At 55.9% G+C, this 22,363-nt stretch carries 22 protein-coding genes and 1 tRNA gene; 18 read left to right on the forward strand and 5 right to left on the reverse strand.

The genetic code is table 11. The annotated features are described in order from the left end of the window. The coding region (locus tag B2R48_RS07615) for an aminotransferase class I/II-fold pyridoxal phosphate-dependent enzyme (RefSeq protein ID WP_296999243.1) at positions 1 to 225 on the forward strand (225 nt) is incomplete at its 5' end. On the opposite strand, the gene B2R48_RS07620 is transcribed toward B2R48_RS07615, so the two are convergent. Continuing rightward, a complete protein-coding gene (locus B2R48_RS07620) occupies positions 218 to 1,240 on the reverse strand; it encodes a GlxA family transcriptional regulator (RefSeq protein ID WP_296999245.1) in 1,023 nt (340 codons plus the stop codon). The genes B2R48_RS07615 and B2R48_RS07620 overlap by 8 nt on opposite strands. Positions 1,241 to 1,371: 131 nt before the next feature. Here B2R48_RS07620 and B2R48_RS07625 point away from each other — a divergent pair, with 131 nt between their 5' ends. Further along, on the forward strand, positions 1,372 to 2,454 hold the full coding sequence (locus B2R48_RS07625; RefSeq protein WP_296999247.1) for a class I SAM-dependent methyltransferase: 1,083 nt from the start codon (positions 1,372 to 1,374) through the stop codon (positions 2,452 to 2,454). Between the two features lie 155 nt (positions 2,455 to 2,609). Continuing rightward, on the forward strand, positions 2,610 to 3,818 hold the full coding sequence (locus tag B2R48_RS07630) for a flavin-containing monooxygenase (protein WP_296999248.1): 1,209 nt from the start codon (positions 2,610 to 2,612) through the stop codon (positions 3,816 to 3,818). A gap of 67 nt (positions 3,819 to 3,885) precedes the next feature. Here B2R48_RS07630 and B2R48_RS07635 read toward each other — a convergent pair whose 3' ends face one another. The 3 genes from B2R48_RS07635 to B2R48_RS07645 all read right to left on the reverse strand — a co-directional run bounded on the left by B2R48_RS07635 (position 3,886) and on the right by B2R48_RS07645 (position 4,914). Next, positions 3,886 to 4,350, reverse strand: coding sequence for a YtoQ family protein (locus tag B2R48_RS07635; protein ID WP_296999250.1), 465 nt, complete (start codon positions 4,348 to 4,350; stop codon positions 3,886 to 3,888). Positions 4,351 to 4,435: 85 nt separating this feature from the next. Then, positions 4,436 to 4,511: transfer RNA gene (locus B2R48_RS07640), tRNA-Ala, on the reverse strand. A gap of 97 nt (positions 4,512 to 4,608) precedes the next feature. Continuing rightward, positions 4,609 to 4,914 carry an FYDLN acid domain-containing protein gene (locus tag B2R48_RS07645; RefSeq protein ID WP_062957211.1) on the reverse strand — a complete coding sequence of 102 codons (306 nt, stop codon included), beginning with the start codon at positions 4,912 to 4,914 and terminating at the stop codon, positions 4,609 to 4,611. A gap of 361 nt (positions 4,915 to 5,275) precedes the next feature. Here B2R48_RS07645 and aroA point away from each other — a divergent pair, with 361 nt between their 5' ends. The 8 genes from aroA to B2R48_RS07685 all read left to right on the forward strand — a co-directional run bounded on the left by aroA (position 5,276) and on the right by B2R48_RS07685 (position 13,834). Further along, positions 5,276 to 6,619 carry a 3-phosphoshikimate 1-carboxyvinyltransferase gene (aroA, locus tag B2R48_RS07650; protein ID WP_296999252.1) on the forward strand — a complete coding sequence of 448 codons (1,344 nt, stop codon included), beginning with the start codon at positions 5,276 to 5,278 and terminating at the stop codon, positions 6,617 to 6,619. Between the two features lie 75 nt (positions 6,620 to 6,694). Next, positions 6,695 to 7,339, forward strand: a complete 645-nt coding sequence (gene cmk, locus B2R48_RS07655; RefSeq protein WP_296999254.1) for a (d)CMP kinase — start codon at positions 6,695 to 6,697, stop codon at positions 7,337 to 7,339. Between the two features lie 232 nt (positions 7,340 to 7,571). Further along, positions 7,572 to 9,275, forward strand: coding sequence for a 30S ribosomal protein S1 (gene rpsA, locus B2R48_RS07660; protein WP_062957214.1), 1,704 nt, complete (start codon positions 7,572 to 7,574; stop codon positions 9,273 to 9,275). A gap of 358 nt (positions 9,276 to 9,633) precedes the next feature. After that, positions 9,634 to 10,557: a signal peptide peptidase SppA gene (gene sppA, locus B2R48_RS07665; RefSeq protein ID WP_296999258.1), complete on the forward strand. Its 924-nt coding sequence runs from the start codon at positions 9,634 to 9,636 to the stop codon at positions 10,555 to 10,557. A 71-nt stretch (positions 10,558 to 10,628) separates the two neighbouring features. Next, positions 10,629 to 10,904 carry an integration host factor subunit beta gene (gene ihfB / locus B2R48_RS07670; RefSeq protein ID WP_062957217.1) on the forward strand — a complete coding sequence of 92 codons (276 nt, stop codon included), beginning with the start codon at positions 10,629 to 10,631 and terminating at the stop codon, positions 10,902 to 10,904. A gap of 230 nt (positions 10,905 to 11,134) precedes the next feature. Beyond that, entirely contained in the window at positions 11,135 to 11,443 is a 309-nt protein-coding gene (locus tag B2R48_RS07675; protein WP_062957218.1) for a LapA family protein, read from the forward strand. Positions 11,444 to 11,688: 245 nt separating this feature from the next. Continuing rightward, positions 11,689 to 12,411 carry an orotidine-5'-phosphate decarboxylase gene (pyrF, locus tag B2R48_RS07680; protein ID WP_062957388.1) on the forward strand — a complete coding sequence of 241 codons (723 nt, stop codon included), beginning with the start codon at positions 11,689 to 11,691 and terminating at the stop codon, positions 12,409 to 12,411. Positions 12,412 to 12,625: 214 nt separating this feature from the next. Then, on the forward strand, positions 12,626 to 13,834 hold the full coding sequence (locus B2R48_RS07685) for an MFS transporter (protein ID WP_296999262.1): 1,209 nt from the start codon (positions 12,626 to 12,628) through the stop codon (positions 13,832 to 13,834). A 75-nt stretch (positions 13,835 to 13,909) separates the two neighbouring features. On the opposite strand, the gene B2R48_RS07690 is transcribed toward B2R48_RS07685, so the two are convergent. Further along, positions 13,910 to 14,713 (reverse strand): TSUP family transporter, encoded by an 804-nt coding sequence (locus tag B2R48_RS07690; RefSeq protein WP_213475298.1) that lies wholly within the window; start codon positions 14,711 to 14,713, stop codon positions 13,910 to 13,912. Between the two features lie 174 nt (positions 14,714 to 14,887). Here B2R48_RS07690 and mutM point away from each other — a divergent pair, with 174 nt between their 5' ends. The 7 genes from mutM to B2R48_RS07725 form a co-directional block, all read left to right on the forward strand. Further along, positions 14,888 to 15,727, forward strand: coding sequence for a bifunctional DNA-formamidopyrimidine glycosylase/DNA-(apurinic or apyrimidinic site) lyase (gene mutM / locus B2R48_RS07695; RefSeq protein ID WP_296999265.1), 840 nt, complete (start codon positions 14,888 to 14,890; stop codon positions 15,725 to 15,727). A gap of 265 nt (positions 15,728 to 15,992) precedes the next feature. Further along, the gene (locus B2R48_RS07700) at positions 15,993 to 16,769 is read left to right on the forward strand and encodes an enoyl-CoA hydratase (protein WP_296999267.1); all 777 of its coding nucleotides are present in this window, start codon (positions 15,993 to 15,995) and stop codon (positions 16,767 to 16,769) included. Positions 16,770 to 16,954: 185 nt separating this feature from the next. Beyond that, complete coding sequence (rpsT, locus tag B2R48_RS07705; RefSeq protein ID WP_062957223.1) at positions 16,955 to 17,215, forward strand: 30S ribosomal protein S20; 261 nt, start codon at positions 16,955 to 16,957, stop codon at positions 17,213 to 17,215. Between the two features lie 392 nt (positions 17,216 to 17,607). Continuing rightward, positions 17,608 to 19,143 (forward strand): chromosomal replication initiator protein DnaA, encoded by a 1,536-nt coding sequence (gene dnaA / locus B2R48_RS07710; RefSeq protein WP_084272127.1) that lies wholly within the window; start codon positions 17,608 to 17,610, stop codon positions 19,141 to 19,143. Between the two features lie 331 nt (positions 19,144 to 19,474). Next, complete coding sequence (gene dnaN / locus B2R48_RS07715; RefSeq protein ID WP_213475305.1) at positions 19,475 to 20,593, forward strand: DNA polymerase III subunit beta; 1,119 nt, start codon at positions 19,475 to 19,477, stop codon at positions 20,591 to 20,593. A 63-nt stretch (positions 20,594 to 20,656) separates the two neighbouring features. Next, positions 20,657 to 21,817: a DNA replication/repair protein RecF gene (gene recF / locus B2R48_RS07720; RefSeq protein WP_296999269.1), complete on the forward strand. Its 1,161-nt coding sequence runs from the start codon at positions 20,657 to 20,659 to the stop codon at positions 21,815 to 21,817. A gap of 19 nt (positions 21,818 to 21,836) precedes the next feature. Beyond that, positions 21,837 to 22,363 (forward strand): ATP-binding protein (locus tag B2R48_RS07725; protein ID WP_296999268.1); only part of this gene is annotated, 527 nt, incomplete at its 3' end.

Consider the following 22,363-nt stretch of genomic DNA (forward strand, 5'->3'; position numbering starts at 1 on the left):
GGCATGTTTGCCATGATTGATGTCGGTGCGACCGGCATGAATGGCGAAGAGTTCGCCTGGGGGCTTTTGGATGATCAAAACGTTGCCGTCATGCCCGGCGCTTCTTTTGGCGAAAATGCCAAAAACCTGATCCGCGTTGCCCTTACCGTCCCCGACGAAGAACTTCGCGAAGCCATCAAGCGCATCCGGGCCTTTGCCGTTTCTGCCGCGGCGAAAGTCACTTAGCCGCCGAAACATTAAGTGCCTGCCATTTGCGCCGATAAACCGATGCAGACATCCCGACATGTTTGCGGAAGGCAGACCGGAAGCTTGATGGTTCGGAATACCCGACATCGTTTGCAATGTCGTCGATGGCCATTTGGGTGGTTTCAAGCAGTTGCTTGGCCTCTTCAATGCGCAAGCATTGAATATACTCGGCCGGCGACTGGCCCGTTGCCCGACGGAAACGGCGCAAAAAGCCGCGTGCGGACATCCCGCTGCGTTCCACAGCCTCTGTGACGGGCGATGCCTTCATGTAGTTCTCGGAAAGCCATACTTGTGCATTGGTTATGATTTTGTCTTCGTGCTGGCGCGCATTGGCCAAAGAGGCAAAATTAAGTTGGCCATCATTATGTGTGTTCAGCAGCCATACTTTGGCGACCCGTCTTGCGGCTTCAGGGTCTACAAGTCGTGCAATCAAATACAGGATCAGATCAGCCCATGAAGATGCTCCGCCCGCTGTGATGAGGTTGTGACCCTCACCGGCTGGGCAAAGTATGCGTTCCTTGCGAATGCGAATGTCTGGAAACTGGGATGATATGATATCGGCAACTCCCCAGTGTGTCGTGGCTTCCTTGCCATCGAGAACACCGCTCGCCGCCAACAAAAATGTCCCTGAACATATCGATGTGACTGTTGCACCCGTGGCGTGAATTTTTGCAATCCAGTCCGCCAGCCCTGCCAAATCCTTTGGGAGTGGTTGCGAAAAGTCTGCATGGATATCGGGAACGATCACGAGATCGGGTAACGGTTCCGCATCAATACGGTCGTCAGGTGTGACTTTGCGGCCATTGACGTCAAGGTATGGTGCACCGTCCAGCGTGCGCAGGCTCGCCTGAAAGTATGGTTTGGGAGACGGAGTGACACCATGCAGGAGTTCCCAGTCCCGTCCAACAGAAGCCAGCACATCAAGAATCGAGAAAGCAACAGCAGTTCCAACATGCGGGCTTCCGATAACAACCGTTTTTATCTGTATCTGCATAACATTTCCCATAAATGTGTCTGATAATCACCGGTTTGGTCTTTTTGCGTTCTACAACCCTTTGGTTGGGCCGTCTATACCCACTTCGCAAGCGGCGCACAAACGACGCCGTATTGATGTTGGAGAGCGAAATGACTGTTCAGGAAAAAATTACGACATTTGATGAAGCCAAGGCAGAAGCCTTCGCCACCCGTTTTGTTGATGCCCTATCAGATGCAGCGATGGTGTTGATGACCTCGGTGGGGCATCGACTGGGGCTTTTTGATACGTTGGCAGATAACCCCGGCGTAACCTCGTACGAACTGGCAGATCTGGCCAATTGCCGCGAACGGTATGTTCGTGAATGGCTTGGTGTCATGGTGACAGCCAAGGTTGTTGATTATGATCCGGTGGCCCGGACCTATACGCTGCCCGGTGAACACGCAGCCTTCTTAACCCGTGCTGCATCCCCGAATAACCTTGCCGTGACCAGCCAGTTCATCGGTGTCACTGCGTCGGTAGAGGACGAAATTCTGATCCGGTTTGGATCCGGCGAGGGGCTTCACTACGGTCATTTTAATCGTTTCCATGAAGTCATGGCCGAAGACAGCGCGCAATTGGTTGTCGCCAATCTCGAAACGGGTATCTTGCCGATTGTTCCGGGCTTGCATGAAAAACTGACGGCCGGGATCAAGGTGGCGGATGTTGCGTGTGGCGCGGGACGGGCAATGCTGAAGCTTGCCGAAATCTTCCCCAACAGCACCTTTACCGGTTTCGATCTGTGTGAGGATGCCTTTGCGCCATCAAGGATTGAAGCCCGTGACAAGGGGCTCAATAACCTTTTCTTTGTCGCCAAAGACCTTTCGGATCAGGACTCCATTGGTTCCTTTGATCTGATTACGGCCTTTGATGCTGTGCATGATCAAAAGGACCCACAAGGTTTCCTGAAAATGATCCGGGTTTCGTTGGCAAAAGACGGTGTATTCCTGATGCAGGATATCGGTGGTTCACGGGATCTGGAAAAGAACATCGAAAACCCGTTTGCGCCCCTGCTCTTCACGCTTTCCAGCATGCATTGCACACCGATTTCCATCGGTCAGGGTGGTCCCGGTCTTGGTGCAATGTGGGGTGTTGAAACCGCGCAGGAATACCTGACAAATGCCGGGTTCTCATCGCTAGAAACCCATCGCCTTAGCCATGATCCGATCAACGCATACTTTGTTGGCCGGGTCTGAGGATAAGCCGTGAAATGTTGGCTGTTGGCAACATTTCCGCGCTTTGAGTGGTGTCTGCGGTGCGCTCCCTCATTTGTTTCCTCTCCCCTGACGGGACACCCGCAGCGCCACAACTTTCAGACACTTGATGACCCCGAATTCCAAGGACAAAAATGATGGAAGCCGTGAAACAGGATGATGTCCTGATTATTGGGGCGGGCCTTTCAGGGCTTGCTTGTGCCAGGGCACTTGCCCGGCGTGGCGTTTCGGCCCGTATCCTCGAAGCTCACACCCGCGTGGCCGAACCCTGGCGCAAACGCCACCCGGCTTTGCGCCTGAACATTCATCGGCATTTCGCATGTCTGCCCGGTCGTAAGCCGCCGACAGTCGATGGTGTCTTTCTCAAACGTGACAGCGTCATTTCCTATCTAGAGGATTACGCCAGCGATATCGATGTGCCGATTGACTTCAGCACAGAGGTCCTGTCGATCAAGCGATGCGTGTTTGGCTGGCATGTCGAAACCCGACATACCGTCTATCAGGCAAAGAACGTCGTCTTCGCCACCGGGCGGGATCGCATTCCGCATATCCCCGATTGGCGGGGCAAGGACACCTTCAAGGGAACATTGCTGCATGCCCGCGATATTGGCGATGTGGCGCAGTTCGATGGCAAACGGGTTCTTGTCGCAGGGGCCGGAAATTCGGGCTCGGATGTTTTAAACCACCTTGCACGACACAACCCGGCCGAGGTCCTAGTCTCGGTTCGCTACGGACCTGCTGTGGTGCCGTCCCATGTTTTCGGGTTTCCGCTGCATCGTCTGGCGCGCGGTTTCGCCATGATGCCAACCGCACTTGTTGATCGGGCGTTTCGGTTGACCCAGCGGCTTTTCCTTGGCGACTTGGCGAAACTGGGATTGCCGTCCCATCCTGATGGGGGCGGAACACGCCTGATGCGCGATGGTATTGCCTTCGCGATTGATGACGGATTTGTCGATGCCTTGAAAAAAGGTCGGTTTCGCGCGGTGGCAAATGTCAGGGCGTTTAACGGGCATGATGTGATTTTGGCCGATGGCAAACGCGTGCGGCCGGATGTGGTCATTGCTGCCACGGGTTACCGCACCGGATTGCAAAAGCTGTTAAGTCACCTGGGCGCAGTTTCATCAGACGGGCAACCGTTTCATCCATCCGGTGAGGCCGACTGTCACAATCCCGGTCTTTGGTTCACTGGCTATCGTTCCGGTTACACCGGGTACTTTGACGCAGCGCGTAAAAGTGGCGACAAGATCGCACGCGCCATACATGACAACCTGTCCGCAAGTCATCGGGTGTCGGTCAACCAAACCGCCAGGCAGTCAGGCCCGATGGCCCGGCAAACTGGCATATGAGGCACCCCGACGCCAGGAAATCAGACCCCGCTACCCGTGGCAGCGGGGTCTGGTTCTATGTTCGGTTCTATGATCTGGGCATATCACCGCGGATGATATAGGCCAGTGCCGCAACCACCTGTTCGGGTTCGCGCGCCACACCATTGGCCGCACCATCGACTTCCTTAAGCGCGTGATCATGCTCGGCGGGATGAAGCGTGATGTACGGAATGCCAAGGGCGGCGGCATAGCCGGCATCAAAGGCCGCGTTCCACTGCTTGTATTTCTCGCCAAAGCGAATGACGGCAAGATCAGACTGTGACAGCAGCGTCTTGGTGCGCATGGCGTTAAGCTGCGCGCCCTTGCGGTCATGCCAGAACTTGTTTTCTTCCGCGCCAAAAACGGCAACGCCGCAATCATCGGAATCTTCATGCACGGTTACAGGGGCGACCAGATCGACCGGAAGGCCGGCTTCTGCAACACCCGTCTCAATGCGCTCGCGCCAGTCGCTGTGAATTTCGCCAGACAAATAAACGGTCCAGACTTTGCTCATCTTTCTCTCCCTTGGTGGTCGTTATGATGGGGTATGTCAGACCCTAAAACGACAAAACCCGTTGCCAAAGGCAACGGGTTTTGAATGGTGGAGCCGATCAGGATCGAACTGACGACCTCTACAATGCCATTGTAGCGCTCTCCCAACTGAGCTACGGCCCCACTTTGTCCGCGACGCAGTCTGATGAAACAGGCTCTGCGGCGCGGCGCATATTTAGAAGGTTCGCCAAATATTGGCAAGACCCTTTTTCAAAATTTCTTAGCGATCGTCGTCGTCTGATTCGACGTGCTCGTATACTTCGTTCAGATCGTCGTCGTCTTCGCCAAGATCAGATGCATCTTCGAGGATATCCTCGTCGATATCGCCATCGACATCATCATCAAGGTCGTTGACGTCATCGACGTCTTCGTCTTCTTCCGGTGCCGGTTTGGCAACAGCGGATTTCTTGACCTTGGTCACCCCGTCTGGCGTCTTGCATTTCGGGCAGACGACCGGGGTCCGGTTCAGGTCGTAATACTTGGTACCACAGGCGAGGCAGTGACGTTTCTTACCGCGTGCTGACATTACGGCAAATCCTCTTAATTACCGTTATCAATTAAGAAAAAGACTTTGTGTCGCAAAAGCGCAGCAAGGCTGCGCACAGCGTCTTGTCTGAAAGGCCCAATTGCCATCTTGTCGGCCCCTTGTCAAAAGGAAATTGCGCGATTTTCCCTTTGGCAGTGAGATGGGATAAATCTGCCGCACATTGGTGCAAATTCCCATTCCGAATTTCGGGTTCGATACTGGTGCGTGCCAACCGCTTGTGCTAGAGCATTGGTCCCCTGATTAAAAGGCCCGCGCGCGCCTGAAAACATGGCCGCAGCGCAGCGCTTTTTCAATCAGCCTTTTTGTTGATGATAAAACAGTGACTGGCAGGTACGAGCCCATGAGTTCTTCGCAAACCAAACGCCCGCTTTCCTCGGCCAAGGCCGGGCCGCTTTCGGGTGATATCCGGGTTCCGGGTGACAAATCTATTTCTCATCGTTCCCTGATGTTTGGTGGTCTGGCGATCGGTACGACGAAGGTTACCGGTTTGCTTGAAGGCGAAGATGTTCTGGCAACTGCGGATGCCATGCGCAAACTTGGCGCCAAAGTGATCCGCGACGAAGATGGCACCTGGCATGTCACCGGTGTTGGCGTCGGTGCGCTGCGTGAACCGGATAGCGTGATTGACATGGGCAATGCGGGCACCGGTATTCGTCTGATGGCGGGCATTGTTGCCACCCATCCGATCACAACGTTCTTCACAGGCGACGCGTCACTCTGCAAACGCCCGATGGGGCGTGTTGCCGATCCGCTGTCCGAATTTGGCGCGCAATTCATCACCCGTGATCGCGGCCGTCCGCCAATGGCGGTGATTGGCACGGATGAGGCCAAGCCAGTGACCTATACCCTGCCGATGGCATCCGCTCAGGTGAAATCGGCTGTGATGCTGGCCGGTCTGAACACAACAGGCACAACCACCGTGATCGAACCCAAACCGTCGCGTGATCATACCGAACGCATGCTGCGTCACTTTGGCGTTGATGTGGATGTGAAGGTCAATGACGATGGTGGCCGCACGGTCAGCCTGACCGGCCCGGTCGAAATGAAGGCGGCTGATATTGTGGTTCCGACCGATCCGAGCTCGGCCGCATTTCCGATGGTGGCCGCACTGATCAATCCGGACTCACACGTCACCATTCGTGATGTGTGTCTTAATCCGCTGCGCACTGGCCTGATCACCACCCTGATTGAAATGGGCGGTGACATCACGATTACCAACGAGCGCGAAGAAGCTGGTGAAACCATCGGCGATCTGGTCGTGACCGGCAAGAACAGGCTCAAGGGCATTGTCGTTCCGGCTGAACGTGCACCATCCATGATCGATGAGTATCCGGTTCTGGCCGTGGCCGCGGCCTATGCCGACGGTGAAACCCGCATGTGCGATCTTGAAGAATTGCGCGTGAAGGAATCGGATCGTCTGGCCGCTGTTGCCGCAGGTCTTGAAGCCAATGGCGTGATCCATCGCATCGAAGGTGATGATCTGATCGTGACCGGCGGTGTTGTGCCGGGCGGTGGCATGGTGGAAACCCACCTTGATCACCGCATTGCCATGTCGTTCCTCGTTCTGGGTCTTGGCGCAGAAAAGCCGGTTGCGGTTGATGATGCCAACCCGATTGCGACAAGCTTCCCCAACTTCGAAGGTTTGATGGCGGATATGGGCGCGAAATTTACCCTGCATTCCTGATCAGGCCGACCAATATATAAGTCACGATCAGCACTTACATATAAGCAGCAGTATAATCACAGGGAGTGACCCCATATGATCATCGCCATTGATGGGCCTGCCGCGTCCGGCAAGGGGACCTTGGCACGTCGAGTCGCAGACGCAATGGACTATGCCTATCTTGATACCGGCCTGCTTTATCGTGCGACCGGCGCAAAAGTTCTGGCTGAAAATGGCGACCCGGCCGATGAAGCCGTCGCGGTTTCTGCAGCCGAAAACTTGTCTGCCGCCGATCTCGAGGACGAGGCCTTGCGCAGCGAGGAAGTCGGCACCGCTGCCTCAAAAGTTGCAGCGATTCCAAGGGTTCGCGCCGTATTGCTGGATTTTCAGCGCACCCTTGCCCGCACGCCGCCGGGCGGGAAGCGCGGCGCTGTATTGGATGGCCGTGACATCGGAACCGTGGTTTGTCCGGACGCGCCGATCAAGTTTTACCTGACAGCAAGTGTGGAAGAACGTGCAAACCGTCGGTTCAAACAGTTGCAGGAAAAAAATCCCGCTGCTATATACGAGCGCGTTCTTAAAGAGCTTGAAGAACGGGATGCCCGAGACAGTGCTCGCGATGTCGCACCGCTAAAGATGGCAGATGACGCAATCCATATTGATACGGATCGTCTGAATGCCAACGCAGTGTTCGATGCCGTCATGGCACATATCCATACCCATATGGGTGCGGATGACTGATCAAAAGGCGTTTTAACCGTCAGGCGTTGAACAATTCCGAGGTACCGGTCCTTTGGCCTGTTCCTAAGGTGAACGACTTGTGCGTTCACCTTTTCGTGTATGGAAGGTTCGCCTTTGCATGCGTTCGGGTTTGAACAGTGAATGACAAATCGCCGCAATTTTGCGGCAAAGACCACCGGACACAACCGGTTGGCCAGAATACAGTGACGATACTCGAAAGGAAGTCTGGTTTATGACCACCGCTGAAGAAGCACAATTCTCAACTGGCGAAGATTTTGCCGCCCTGTTGGCTGAAACCCTTGGTTCGGAAGACGAAGGTTTTGTCGGCCGCGTAATGACCGGTTCGGTCGTTAAGAAAACCGACGATGATGCCATCGTCGATGTCGGCCTGAAATCCGAAGGCCGCGTTCCGCTTAAAGAATTTGGTACCGGCGAAGTAAACATTGGCGATACCGTCGATGTTTATGTCGACCGCTATGAAAACAAGGATGGCCTGATCGTCCTGTCGCGCGAAAAAGCGCGCCGCGAAGAAGCTTGGGTTGAGCTGGAAAAACAGTTCTCCGATGGCAAACGCGTCGACGGCACCATCTTTGGTCGTGTTAAAGGCGGCTTCACCGTTGACCTGTCGGGCGCAGTTGCGTTCCTTCCGGGCTCCCAGGTGGACATCCGTCCGGTTCGTGACGTTACCCCGCTGATGAACAACCCGCAGCCGTTCCAGATCCTGAAAATGGATCGTTCGCGCGGCAACATCGTTGTTTCGCGTCGTGCCGTTCTCGAAGAGACCCGTGCAGAACAGCGTGCTGAACTGATCCAGAACCTTCAGGAAGGTCAGGTTCTTGACGGCGTTGTCAAAAACATCACCGATTACGGCGCGTTCGTCGATCTCGGCGGCGTTGACGGCCTGCTGCACGTTACCGACATCGCTTGGAAACGTATCAACCATCCGTCCGAAGCCCTTCAGATCGGCCAGACTGTTAAAGTCCAGGTTATCCGCTTCAACAGCGAAACCCAGCGTATCTCGCTTGGCATGAAGCAGCTTGAAGCTGATCCGTGGGAAGGCGTTGAAGCCAAGTACCCGGTCGGTTCGAAGTTCGAAGGTCGTGTCACCAACATCACCGATTACGGCGCATTCGTCGAACTCGAAGCTGGTGTCGAAGGCCTGGTCCACGTTTCCGAAATGTCCTGGACCAAGAAAAACATCCACCCGGGCAAAATCGTTTCGACCTCGCAGGAAGTCGAAGTCATGGTGCTCGACGTCGATGCCCAGAAACGTCGTATCTCGCTTGGTCTCAAGCAGTGCACCTCGAACCCGTGGGATGCCTTCCTGGCAGCTCATCCGGTCGAGTCCGAGATCGAAGGCGAAGTCAAGAACATCACCGAATTCGGTCTGTTCATCGGCCTCATGGGCGGTATCGACGGTATGGCTCACCTTTCGGACCTGTCCTGGGACCGTGCTGGTGAAGAAGTCATCAAGGAATACAAAAAAGGCGACATCGTCAAAGCCAAGGTTCTTGACGTTGACGTTGAAAAAGAACGCATCTCGCTCGGCATCAAACAGCTTGCTGGCGATCCGTTCAAAGAAGCCGTTACCGGCATCAAGCGTGGCGAAGCTGTAACCTGTGAAGTTACCGAAGTGAACGACGGTGGCATCGAGGTTTCTGTTGGCGACACCGAACTCAAAGGCTTCATCCGTAAAGCTGAACTGGCGCGCGAGCGTTCTGAACAGCGTCCGGAACGCTTTGCAGTTGGTGAAAAAGTCGACGCACGCGTCACCGCAATCGATTCCAAAACCCGCAAGGTTTCTCTCTCTGTCAAAGCACTTGAAGTTGCTGACGAGAAGAAAGCAATGGCGGATTACGGTTCGGCAGACAGCGGCGCATCGCTCGGCGACATCCTCGGCGAAGCTCTGCGCAAGAAGCAGGAAGGCGGCGAATAAGCCACCCTCCGACGAAATACGCTCTGCAGTTTTGCAGAACGAAAAGACGGGTCGCGCATTGCGCGGCCCGTTTTCTTTTGCGCTGATGGTGCCGAACACATTCACCGATGTGGATGATACCGGTGAATGGCGCATAGGCCTGATGGGCCCGGATGTTGCGTCAGATTATATATCGCAGGCTTTATGGGGCGGATTTTTTGCCCGACTCTGCCGATATCGGCGAATTTCGCGAAAATTTTGATTTTAAACGCTTTTTGTTCTTGCCTTCTGGCGTGATAAAAACCATTTGAAAAGGTGGTTTTCGGGGTTATCACCCCGGTTAAGTATTTGATTGAACAATTAGAACCGGAACACTCTGATGGCATTGGATGCCGATATCCTGCTGGATCGACGTCGACTGAAAAAATCCGTCTTTCGCTGGCGCGTGATGGCGGTGATTGCCGTGCTTGCGGCGATCGTGGTCGGCTTGTCGGGCACCGGTGTGAAGGACAGTGTACTGGGCGGCCTTGGGCCCCGGATTGTCGAAGTCACCGTTGAAGGCGTGATCACCGAAGATCCCTATCTTCTTGATGCGCTGCGCACGATTGAGGAAGACAGCGACGTTGTCGGTGTGATTGTCCATATCAACAGCCCGGGCGGCACCATGGTTGGTGGTGAAACGCTGTTTGAGGCGTTGCGTCGCATTGGCGAAACCCGCCCGATTGTCGCTGAAATGGGTACGGTTGCCGCATCCGGCGGTTATATGGCCGCGATTGCCGCAGACCATATCATTGCGCGCCGTGGCACGATTACCGGCTCGATCGGGGTGATTTTCCAGTCGATGAATTTCAATGGAACGCTTGAAAAGCTTGGCGTCGAACCGCTGACGGTAAAAAGCGGTCCGCTTAAAGCGGCACCCAATCCGTTCGAACCCGTTGATGATGTTGCAAAATCGGCCATGCAGGGCCTGATTTCGGACATGTTTGACGTGTTTGTTGAAATGGTCGCGACCCGCCGCGACATGTCGGTGGATACCGTTACGACTCTTGCCGATGGCCGTGTCTATACCGGTCAGCAGGCAGTCGCGAACGGATTGATTGACGAAATTGGAGGCCGTCGTGAAGCCTTGCGCTGGCTTGAGGAAGAAGCCGGTGTCACGACGGATGCACAGGTAGTGCCACTTGAGATCGAGTACCCGGAAGACGATTTGATGAGTGCTGTTCTTGAGGGAAACCTTGGAAAAGTGCTGTCATCTGAGGGGCTTAAACTTGACGGTTTGCTGGCGGTCTGGCAACCTGAATGAGAGCTTTTCTGACACATAATCTAATCCGTGGTTGAGTGAGACTGTCAGCATCAACAGGATGGGGCCTGGAAATGACAAAATCTGAATTGATCGCCCGCCTTGCCGAGATGAATCCGCATCTCTATCAGCGCGACGTTGAACGGATTGTTGCCACGATCTTTGACGAGATCACTGATGCGCTTGCGCGTGGCGACCGGGTCGAGCTTCGCGGCTTTGGCGCATTTTCCGTCAAACAGCGCGATGCCCGTATCGGGCGTAATCCGCGTACCGGGGATGCCGTCCCTGTCGGTGAGAAAAAGGTTCCCTATTTCAAAACCGGCAAACAGCTTCGCGAACGTTTGAACTGATTCCTGCCTGATCTTGTCTGACCGGCGATTGGGCGCGTATCGCACCTGCGTCACCCGCAACCTGCCCGATCTGGTCGGCGCGCAACACACAAAAACTGTGTGACTGTCGCCATGGCTTTTGTCCGGTTCTTGCCCCATACTGATCTGACTGATCATCAAACGTGACCTATTGCCGGGTCCTGAGCCATCCTTTGCGGGGATGGCCTGGGGGCGGCACAAGGAGCTAAGTAATGCGCTTCCTGTACTGGATTATTTCCATTCCGCTTGCCGTGTTGATTGCGGTTTTTGCTGTTTCCAACCGGGCGTTGGTAACGATTTCTCTCTGGCCGTTGCCGTTTGAAGTCGACCTGCCGCTGTTCCTGCCGATCATGGTCGCGCTTTTGATCGGGCTTGGCATCGGCTTTGCCTTTGAATGGTTGCTCCAGGGTAAGCACCGCCGTGCCGCACGGCGTATGGATAGCGAACTTAAGCGCATCAAAACCGATGACACCACGCACACCACACCCAATAGCGATCAAAAGGCCATTGGCCACAGCTGATCACGTCAAAGGGCTCCGTTTCGGGGCCCTTTTGCTGTCTTGCCCAAACAAACCACAAGCCGCGGGCTTCTGGCGCATGGCGCCCTTGCGGGGCAAGGGTCGGATTTGACATTGGCCTTTTTACACAAATCGGCTAAGCCATGTCCGGTCCGCCCGCAAAGGCAAATCTATCAGCCATCCTGACAGATCTGGGCCGACCTAACCTCGCCCACTGCCAACCCAATGCCCGCTTGATGGAGGACCGCATGACCCAGACCCTTGCCGCCAAAGACCGCATTTTCTGCGCGATTGATACCACCGATCTCGATCATGCGATCAATCTGGCGTCCAGCCTGTCTGGCGTGATTGGCGGGGCAAAGCTGGGCAAGGAATTCTTCGCCGCCCACGGGCCACAAGGGGTTCGGGCTGTTGCCAAGGCAGGCATGCCGATCTTTCTTGATGTCAAATATCACGACATCCCCAATACAGTGGCCGGTGCCATCCGTGCGGTTACGCCGCTGGGGCTTCGGATCGTGAATGTCCATGCCGCCGGTGGTCTGGAAATGATGAAACGTGCCGGTGATGCGGCGCGCGAAGCCGCCGACAAGGCCGGGGTTGAGGTGCCATGGGTGATTGCTGTCACCATCCTGACCAGCATGGATCAGGGTGATCTTGATGATGTCGGCCTCAAGGGCCCGATTGAAGAACGCGTGGTCAAACTGGCCGAACTGACCCAAAAGGCCGGTCTGGACGGGGTTGTATGCTCCGCACAGGAAATCACCCCGGTGCGCAAGGCCCTTGGCCCGGACTTCAAACTGATCACACCGGGTATTCGACCGGCTTGGGCAACCAGTGATGATCAGAAACGCATTGTGACGCCGGCGGATGCGGTTGCCATGGGCAGTGACGTATTGGTGATTGGTCGTCCGATCACCAAGGCCGATGATCCGGTTGCGGCGGCGCAAAAGATCGTCGCTGAACTTTCCTGATCCAGATGCCAGCCCCTTAATGCGCGTAGCTTGTCCGGTTTCCGATCAGGGGATGACAAGCTGCCATGCAAATTTCGCGATGGATTTGCGCACTGTGGTATCCCAGAATTGAATCGTTTCAAGAATTGATACATGATGCGTATCTCGCAGTTGCACAAAACGTTGGCCGCGCCACCCGCGCCACCCGCGCCGGCGTTGATCTGGATAGTCTGACATGACCGATATCACCACCCGCCCCGGATTTTTCGGGAACCTGCCGATTCTTGCGCTCGCCCTTGCGTCATTCGGGATTGGCACGACCGAGTTTGTCATCATGGGGCTTTTGCCCGATGTGGCGCTTGATCTTGGTGTAAGCATCCCCGATGCCGGGTTGCTGGTGACGGGCTATGCCCTTGGTGTGACTTTTGGCGCGCCGTTTCTGGCGATCGCCACGGCACGGATGGATCGCCGGCGTGCTTTGCTGCTGCTGATTTCCATCTTTATTTTCGGCAATTTCCTGTGTGCGATTGCGCCCGACTACTGGCTTTTGATGATGGCGCGTGTGGTCACGGCATTTTGCCATGGTGCGTTCTTCGGATTGGGGGCTGTTGTCGCCTCAAACCTTGTCGCCCCGCATAAACGCGTGCAGGCCATTGCCCTGATGTTTTCCGGTCTGACACTGGCCAATGTGCTGGGTGTGCCGTTTGGCACCGCCCTTGGACAGGAACTTGGTTGGCGCTCGACCTTCTGGGCGGTGGTCGCCATTGGCATCTTTGCCGCCAGCGCGCTTTATTTCGCCCTGCCGCGCAAGATCGCCGCATCCACGGGCAGCCTGTGGCTCGAAGCAAAGTCGCTTGGCAAAACCCAGGTTTTGCTGGCCATGCTGATTTCGGTGCTGGCCTCTGCCAGCATGTTTAGTGTCTTTACCTATATCACCCCGATGCTTCAGGAAATTACCGGCATCACCCCGCGTCAGGTGACCTATGTGCTGTTGCTGTTCGGGGTTGGTCTGACCTTGGGCAATTACATCGGCGGGCGTCTGGGTGACTGGCGTTTGATGCCGGCCGTCATCATTGCCTTTGTCTTGCTGATTGCGATCCTTGCGACCTTTACCGAAACGCTGACATCAGTGATTCCGGCAGTTGCAACCGTGATGTTGTGGGGGGTGGTTGCCTTTGCCCTGGTTTCCCCGCTTCAGATGCGCGTGGTGAACGAGGCATCCGATGCGCCCAACCTTGCATCAACCCTTAATCAGGGGGCCTTTAACCTTGGCAATGCGGCGGGTGCGTGGTTTGGCGGCATTGCCATTACCCAGGGTGTTTCCTATCAGCACATCCCGTGGCTTGGCGCCGCGATTGCGGTGCTGGCTTTGCTCTTCACGGTCTGGAGTCACCTGCTGGATCGCCGGGACGAAGTCCTTGTCGAAAACGGTGCCAGTGCCTGAAAAGTTGCCTGATCCAATACAAAACCCGTCATCCAAATGGCTGACGGGTTTTCTGTATGTCCGGTGTTGTTTTCCTTAACCGATCCAGTGGCGCATCTGATCCCAGCTGTGGCTGATGGTTGATCCGTACTGATCGATGATCAGCTTGATTGAAATCGCGATAGAGGTGACGACCAAAAGCGGTCGCACCAGACGCGCCCCCACCTTCATCACCATATGCGATCCGATCTGCGCACCGATCAATGCGCCAACCGCCATTACGCCACCAACAATCCACACGACCTCGCCCCCGGCAATAAACATCACAAGCGACGCAAAGTTCGAGGTGAAGTTGAGGATCTTGGTATGGGCGGTTGCCTTGGTCATATTAAAGCCAAGCAGGGCGACAAAGGCGATGGAAAAGAACGATCCGGTGCCCGGTCCAAAGAAACCGTCATAAAACCCGATGGCGAAACCGGCGGTAAAGGCGAATGTTGTCTTGCCGATGATCTGATGGGCATCAATGTCGCCCACGCGGGGTGAAAACAGGAAATACAGCGCAATCAGGATCAAAAGTGCGGGCAGGATGGTCATCAGAATGCCCGGATCAAGCATCTGGACCAGAACTGTACCCAAAGCCGACCCGGCAAAGGTCAGGACAATTGCCAGAACCATGTCGCGCGGATGAACATGACCCTTGCGAATGAAGTTAAGGGACGCACTGAAACTGCCAAAACTGCCCTGAAGCTTGTTGGTTGCCAGCGCCTGCGCCGGGGTGACGCCCGCCCACAGCAGGGCCGGAATGGTGATCAGACCGCCACCCCCGGCAATTGCGTCGACAAAGCCGGCAAGGGCGGCAACGGCAAACAGGATTGCAAGAAGTTCAAAACCAAATTCCATCGGCGAGCTTTCTAAATGGGGCGCGACCACACGTTGGGGGCGATGCAGCCTGTCAAAACAGCGCACATCATATGGCTTTGCATCCTTACGTCCAGTCGGATCGATTTCAGTCGTTGAATTGCGCGCAAGCCGTAGTCTAAAAGTCACACACCGTTCTTTTTATGAGTTCCAGATATGCCCGAATTGCCAGAGGTCGAAACAGTCACCCGTGGTCTGATACCCGTCATGGAAGGACAGGTTGTCGATCATGTCGTGCAGCGGCGCGCAAACCTGCGTTTTGCCTTCCCGGAGGGTTTTGTTGATCGCATGGCCGGGCGCAAGATCAATCAACTGACCCGGCGCGCGAAATATATCCTTGGCTATCTTGATGACGGGCAGGTGTTGCTGGTCCATCTTGGCATGTCCGGGCGCATGACCATCCATAATGACCCGAATGTCGGCGTGCCTGAACCCGGCAAGCATGATCATGTCGATTTTGTCATGGCGGACGGGGCGGTGGTGCGGTTTAACGATCCGCGGCGCTTTGGGGTCATTACCCTGATCCATGGTGACGAGGTCGCCACCCACAAAATGCTGGCCGGCATCGGGCCCGAACCACTTGGAAATGCCTTTAACGCCGCCGTTCTGGGGGTTGGCATCGCCAAACGGGCAAGCCCGATCAAGACGGTTCTGCTGGATCAGAAACTGGTGGCCGGTCTGGGCAATATATATGTCTGCGAGGCGCTGTTTCGGGCTGGCATCGCACCGGACCGTCTCGCAAAGGATCTCAAACCTGGCGAGATTGACCGTCTTTATCGTGAAATCCGCCTTGTGCTGGAAGATGCGATTGCCGCGGGCGGATCAAGCCTTAAGGACTATCGCCAAAGCGACGGCGAGCTCGGCTATTTCCAGCACAATTTCCGTGTCTATGGCCGTGAAGGCGAAACCTGCATTGCGGATGGCTGTGACGCCACCGTTGAACGCATCGTCCAGGCCGGGCGATCGACCTTCTTCTGCCCCAGCTGCCAAAAATAGCACCGGCACGAAACCTTCTTTGGGGCGTCACACGATCTGTCCCGGGCTTTTGCCAGACTGCCGTAGCGGCATCTTGGCAGGTGGGTGATGCATACGGGCGTCATCATTTGAAAACGCGGTGCAATCCATGACACGTCTGGTTGCGGCGTGCGGCCAAAATCGGTAAAACAGTATCAAAATATGGTTTCAGCCGAATCGGCCCGACAACGCCATGGAATCCTGCATCGGGATCAGCGGGCCGAACAGCGATAAAAGGATCACTTGCATGTCTTATGAAAACATCATCGTCGAGAAAAAGGGCAATGTCGGCCTGATCACGCTTAACCGCCCCAAGGCGCTCAATGCGCTGTGTGATGCGCTGATCAAGGATATCGGTGCGGCACTCGATGATTTCGAATCCGATGAAGAAATCCGTGCGATTGTCATTACCGGGTCGGAACGGGCCTTTGCTGCCGGGGCCGACATCAAGGAAATGGCCGATTACGACTATATGGATGTCTATAAAAACGACTTCATCACCAAGGGCTGGACCCGGGTGGCCTCGTGCCGCAAGCCCACCATTGCTGCGGTCGCCGGATTCGCGTTGGGTGGTGGCTGTGAAATGGCCATGATGTGCGACATCATGATTGCGGCTGACACCGCCAAGTTCGGTCAGCCGGAAATCACCATCGGCACCATCCCCGGTGCAGGCGGGACACAACGCCTGACCCGCGCGGTGGGCAAGGCCAAGGCCATGGAAATGTGCCTGACCGGGCGCATGATGGATGCCGAGGAAGCCGAACGCGCCGGTCTGGTTGCGCGAATCGTCCCGGCCGACTCGCTTATGAACGAAGCCATGCAGCTTGCCGAAAAGATCGCCTCCTTCTCCGGTCCGGTGTCGATGAAGGTCAAGGAATCGGTCAACAAGGCCTTTGAGATGACCCTGACCGAAGGCCTGATGTTCGAGCGCCGCGAATTCCATTCGACCTTCGCCCTCGAAGACCGGGCCGAGGGCATGAAAGCCTTTGGCGAGAAGCGCAAAGCCGATTTCAAGCACCGTTGATTGTTTAATCACCGGGCAACTTGACCCCTGATTCCGCGTGCACATATCTGCCTTGCGGGGCAAAAGAGTCCGAAGCCGCAGAAATTGAGGCGTTATGGCGGTATCGGGGGTTGACGAGGGTTTCGGACGGAGCTATAAGCCGCGCTCCGAATTACGTAACATTTGTTTGAAGAGACAGGTTCGCAATGGCTCACCATAAATCGGCCAAGAAGCGCATTCGCCGCAACGCCGCACGTGCAGAAGTAAATGGTGCACGTATCGGTCGCATTCGTACCTTCGTTAAGAAGGTCGAGGCTGCGCTGAACGTTGGCGACAAAGATGCTGCTCAGGCTGCGATGAAAATCGCCGAGCCGGAACTGGCACGTGGCGCACAGCTTGGCGTTCTGCACAAGAACACCGCTGCTCGCAAGGTTTCGCGTCTGGCTGCACGCATCAAGGCGCTTTAATTTATCCCTTACGGGATGGCGAGTCGAAGGCCGCACCTCTGGTGCGGCCTTTTCGCTGCCCGGATTTCGCAGAATCACCTTTTGTTCCTTGATTGCGCGGGTGCAAGAAACCGCAGAAAATAAGGACCGTTGCGGTGGCGAAATCCTTTTAACGTTCTGTTAAAGATCGCCTTGCCTGATGTGGGTCACATCAGTACAGTGTTTGGACTTTGCAGGTCGCGCAAAGCGACTGGCAACGAAGAACCAAAAAACAAAAGGCGCGAGTACACTTCCCTGATGATGTGGAAGGCCAGCGTGTTGATCAAAGCGATGATCAACGCGAGACGGTACTGTTTTGTCTTTTGCGGTCTTTGTCGTGGTGAAATAGGGAAATTCGGGGAAAGGTTCTTACAGTGCAGCACGCCGTGAGGGACACACAATCGGCACTGGGTCAATCCAAAGGGGGGATTGCGGGTGACGAGCACGCAGCACTTGATGATCATGCAGTTGCAACCTGGCAAGTCGTACGCGAAAAGCTGCGCGCCGAATTTGGCGCCACAGCCTATCGTTACTGGCTTGAGCCGGTTGGCCTGATCGCGGTTGAAGCCGGTGTTGCGCGCCTTGGTGCGCCGACCCGCGCCATGCGTGATTGGGTTACACAGCACTATCTCGACCGCATCCAGAAATTCTGGCATTCCGAAGATCCCGATGTGCATTTCGTTGAAATCAACATCGTGTCTGCGGCTGCCGCACAGGCCGGTTCAGCCGCATCAACCTCCAAAAATTCCTCTGCGGCTGCTGCGCCCGCATCCGGGTCGCGCGCCAAATCTGCACGTAATAACGAGTCCCGCGAAAACGTTGTTGCGTCACCGTGTCAGCCCGCAAGATCGGGTCGTACCGCAATCGCCAGCATGTCCGATGACGGCATTTCGGCAGCACTGGACCCGCGCTACACATTCGACAATTTCGTTTTGGGCAAACCCAACGAGTTCGCCTATGCCGCCGCGCGTCGTTTGGCAGAAGCCGAATCGGTCCCGTTCAATCCGCTTTTCCTGTATGGCGGGGTTGGTCTTGGTAAAACCCACCTGATGCATGCGATTGCCTGGCATATCCGCCGCACGCAGCCGCACCGCACGGTGATTTATCTCTCGGCCGAGAAATTCATGTACCGCTTCATCCGGGCGCTGCGCGACAAGAACACGGTTGATTTCAAGGACCAGTTCCGTTCGGTCGATGTGCTGATGGTTGATGATGTCCAGTTCATCTCGGGCAAGGATTCAACCCAGGAAGAATTCTTCCACACCTTCAATGCGCTGGTTGACCAGGGGCGTCAGATCATTGTTTCGGCTGACAAGTCACCGTCTGACCTTGAAGATATCGAGGAGCGCCTGCGCTCGCGGCTGGGATCCGGCCTTGTCGCCGATATCCACGCAACGACCTATGAGCTGCGTCTGGGCATCCTGGAGGCCAAGGCAGAACGTCAGGGCGTCGAGCTGCCCCAGCGGGTTATGGAATTCCTTGCCCACAAGATCACGGCCAACGTGCGTGAACTTGAAGGGGCCCTGAACCGTGTGATTGCGCATGCCCAGCTTGTGGGGCGTGAAATCGGGCTGGAGATGGTTCAGGACATTCTGCATGACGTTCTGCGTGCGTCCGAGCGCCGCGTTTCGATTGAGGAAATCCAGAAGCGCGTGGCAGAACATTTCAACATCAAGGTTTCTGACATGCATTCTGCCCGTCGTGCGCGTGCTGTGGCCCGTCCGCGTCAGGTGGCAATGTATCTGTCCAAACAGCTTACCACGCACTCGCTGCCGGAAATCGGCCGCAAGTTCGGTGGGCGCGACCACACCACGGTCATGCATGCTGTACGCAAGATCGAAGAACTGCACGGAACGGACCCGTCCCTGTGCGAAGATATCGATCTTTTGCGCCGTATGCTTGAAAGCTGATTGGTTGTCTGACTGATAGCCAAGTGACTGGGAATTTTGATGAAATCCGCCGTAACTCACGGCGGATTTTGCTTTTGAATCTGGCTGGATTTTTCCCCGAATTTGATCAGTAAAACTGCGAGTCGCGCGGTTTGCCCCGCTTTGCGCGTTCAAGGCATATTTTTGTCCGCCGACTCCTTTTATTTGCTTGGGTTTAAGCCGTAAAAATCCTTCGATTTCCCGGTATGCATGTTATAATGCCCCTTCCGCACCCGAAAGGGTGTGGGTCAGGTAGGAAAACTGATTAAAAATCAATTTGTTAAACAAATACTGACAGACGGATAGGACGGGCATGAAGCTGACCATCGAACGCGCGGCGCTGTTGAAATCGCTGACCCATGTTCAAAGCGTTGTTGAACGACGTAACACCATTCCGATTCTGTCCAATATTTTGCTGCGGGCAGAGAATGATCGTCTCTCGCTCACCGCGACCGACATGGACCTTGAAGTCATCGAAACCACGACGGCTGAGGTCTCTGAACCGGGCGCGACCACAACCCCTGCCCATACCCTTTATGAAATCGTTCGCAAGCTGCCAGAAGGCTCTCAGGTGCAAATCGCGCTTGAGCCGGGCGCAGGCCGCCTGACCCTGTCTGCCGGTCGCTCGAAATTTAACCTTGCGGTTCTGCCGGTCGATGATTTCCCGGTCATGTCTGGTGGCGACCTTCCGGTCAGCTTCGGTCTGGCTGCGGCCGAACTGCGCGGTCTGATCGACCGTGCCGAATTTGCCATCTCGACCGAGGAAACCCGTTACTACCTCAACGGTATCTATTTCCATGCCACCGACGCCGAGGGCACCAAGATCCTGCGCGCGGTCGCAACCGACGGTCACCGTCTGGCACGCGTCGAAGCGCCGCTGCCTGAAGGTGCCGAAAACATGCCGGGCGTTATCGTGCCGCGCAAAACCATTGGCGAGTTGCGCAAGCTGATTGATGAAACCGGCGAGGCGGTCGATATCGCAATGTCAGACACCAAAATCCGCTTTGGCTTTGGCGAGGCGGTTCTGACCTCAAAACTGATTGATGGCACCTTCCCGGACTACGAACGTGTCATTCCGTCGGGCAACGACAAGACGCTGGATATCGAATGCAAATCCTTTGCGGATGCTGTTGATCGCGTATCGGCCATCTCGATTGAAAAATCGCGCGCGGTAAAGGTTGTTCTGTCGGGCACGACCCTGACCCTGTCGGCATCAAGCCCTGAACACGGCACCGCGTCCGAGGAACTCGAAATCAATTACGACGCCGAGGATATCGAGATCGGTTTCAACTCGCGCTATCTGCTCGACATCGCCAAGCAGGTTAAGGGCGATACGCTTAACCTTCTGATGTCGGACGGTTCAAGCCCGACCATTCTGCGTGACACCGACGACCTTTCGGCATTGTACGTTCTGATGCCGATGCGTGTTTGACGGTAAGCACGATACGCTGTGGCTGCTCTTGCCAATAACCTCATGCCAAAAGACGGGGTGTCGATGACAAGCCGTCTTGCCGTATCCCGTATCCAGCTCAGCGAGTTTCGCTGTTACGAAGGCCTGCGTCTGTCGCTCGACAGCTCGCCGGTCGTGCTGACCGGGCCAAACGGGGCTGGCAAGACCAACCTGCTTGAAGCCGTATCGCTTCTTGCACCTGGCGGTGGATTGCGCCGTGCCAAGCTTGGTGAAATGGCCCGCAGCGTTCCGCCCACCCAAAACGGGGCCCCGCTTGCTTGGGCGGTTTCGGCCGATATGGAAACCCCCGACGGGGTGTTCCAACTTGGCACCGGCCTTGATCCGGCGGCTCTTGAACAGGGGCGTGAACGTCGTGCGGTGCGGATTGACGGGCAGACCCAGCGCGGGCAGGCGGCCTTGGGCCGGGTATGTGCCGCGGTCTGGCTGACACCCCAGATGGATCGACTGTTTCTTGATGGTCCGTCCGCACGCAGGCGCTTTCTGGATCGGCTGGTTTATGGCCTTGATCCCGATCACAGCAGCCGCGTTGCCGCCTATGAGCACAGCCTGCGTTCGCGCGCGAAACTGCTTAAGGAAGGCAAGGGCGATGACAAATGGCTGGCCTCGATCGAGGATTCAATGGTCCGCCATGGCATTGCGGTTGCCGTGGCACGCGGCGAATTGCTTGAACGGCTGCGCCGGGCCGGGACCATGGCCATCGGGCCGTTTCCGGCTGCGCGCCTGGCGTTGACCGGCGATCTGGAAGATTGGCTGGAAAGCCTGCCCGCGGTCGAGGTCGAAGATAAAATGCGGGCCGCATTGCGCGACGGACGTGGACGTGATGCGACCTATGGCGGGGCTGTTGTTGGCCCGCAACGCAGTGATTTGCTGGTCTGGCATGATGCAAAGGGCCAGTCGGCAGATCAATGTTCCACCGGGGAACAAAAGGCGTTGTTGCTGGCGATCATTATGGCCAATACCCGCCTGCAGACAAAGGCGCGCGGGGCTGGCCCGCTGCTGTTACTGGACGAAGTGGTTGCGCATCTCGATGCAGAACGCCGCAACCATTTATTTGATGAAATCGTGGCGCTTGGCGTCCAGGCCTGGATGACAGGCACGGACCGGGCGCTGTTTGAAGGTTTGGACGGTCGTGCGCAATTCTTCCGCGTGGAAGATGCCACACTGACCCTTGAAACCACTCCGTGAATGCCGAGGTTGTGACCCTATGACCAACGAAACAGAAACGCCGAACACTGGTGAAACGTCGCCGGAGTATGGTGCAGAATCGATCAAGGTTCTCAAAGGCCTTGAGGCGGTGCGCAAACGCCCGGGCATGTATATCGGCGATACCGATGACGGAACCGGTTTGCACCATATGATCTACGAAGTCGTCGATAACGCAATCGACGAGGCACTGGCCGGTCACTGTGACACCGTTTGGGTGCAGCTCAATGGCGATGGCTCTGCCACCATTCGTGATAACGGGCGTGGCATTCCGACCGACATGCACAAGGAAGAAGGCGTTTCCGCCGCCGAGGTCATCATGACCCAGCTTCATGCCGGCGGTAAGTTCGACCAGAACTCCTATAAGGTTTCCGGCGGTCTGCACGGTGTGGGTGTGTCGGTGGTGAACGCGCTTTCCACCCTGCTCAAATTGCGCATCTGGCGTAACGGCAAGGAACACTACATGGAGTTTTCCGGTGGTGATGCCATCAAGCCGCTTGAGGTCGTCGGCGACGCCCCGCTGACCGA

It is taken from the genome of Thalassospira sp. UBA848, assembly GCF_002295455.1.
Taxonomy (GTDB): Bacteria; Pseudomonadota; Alphaproteobacteria; order Rhodospirillales; family Thalassospiraceae; genus Thalassospira.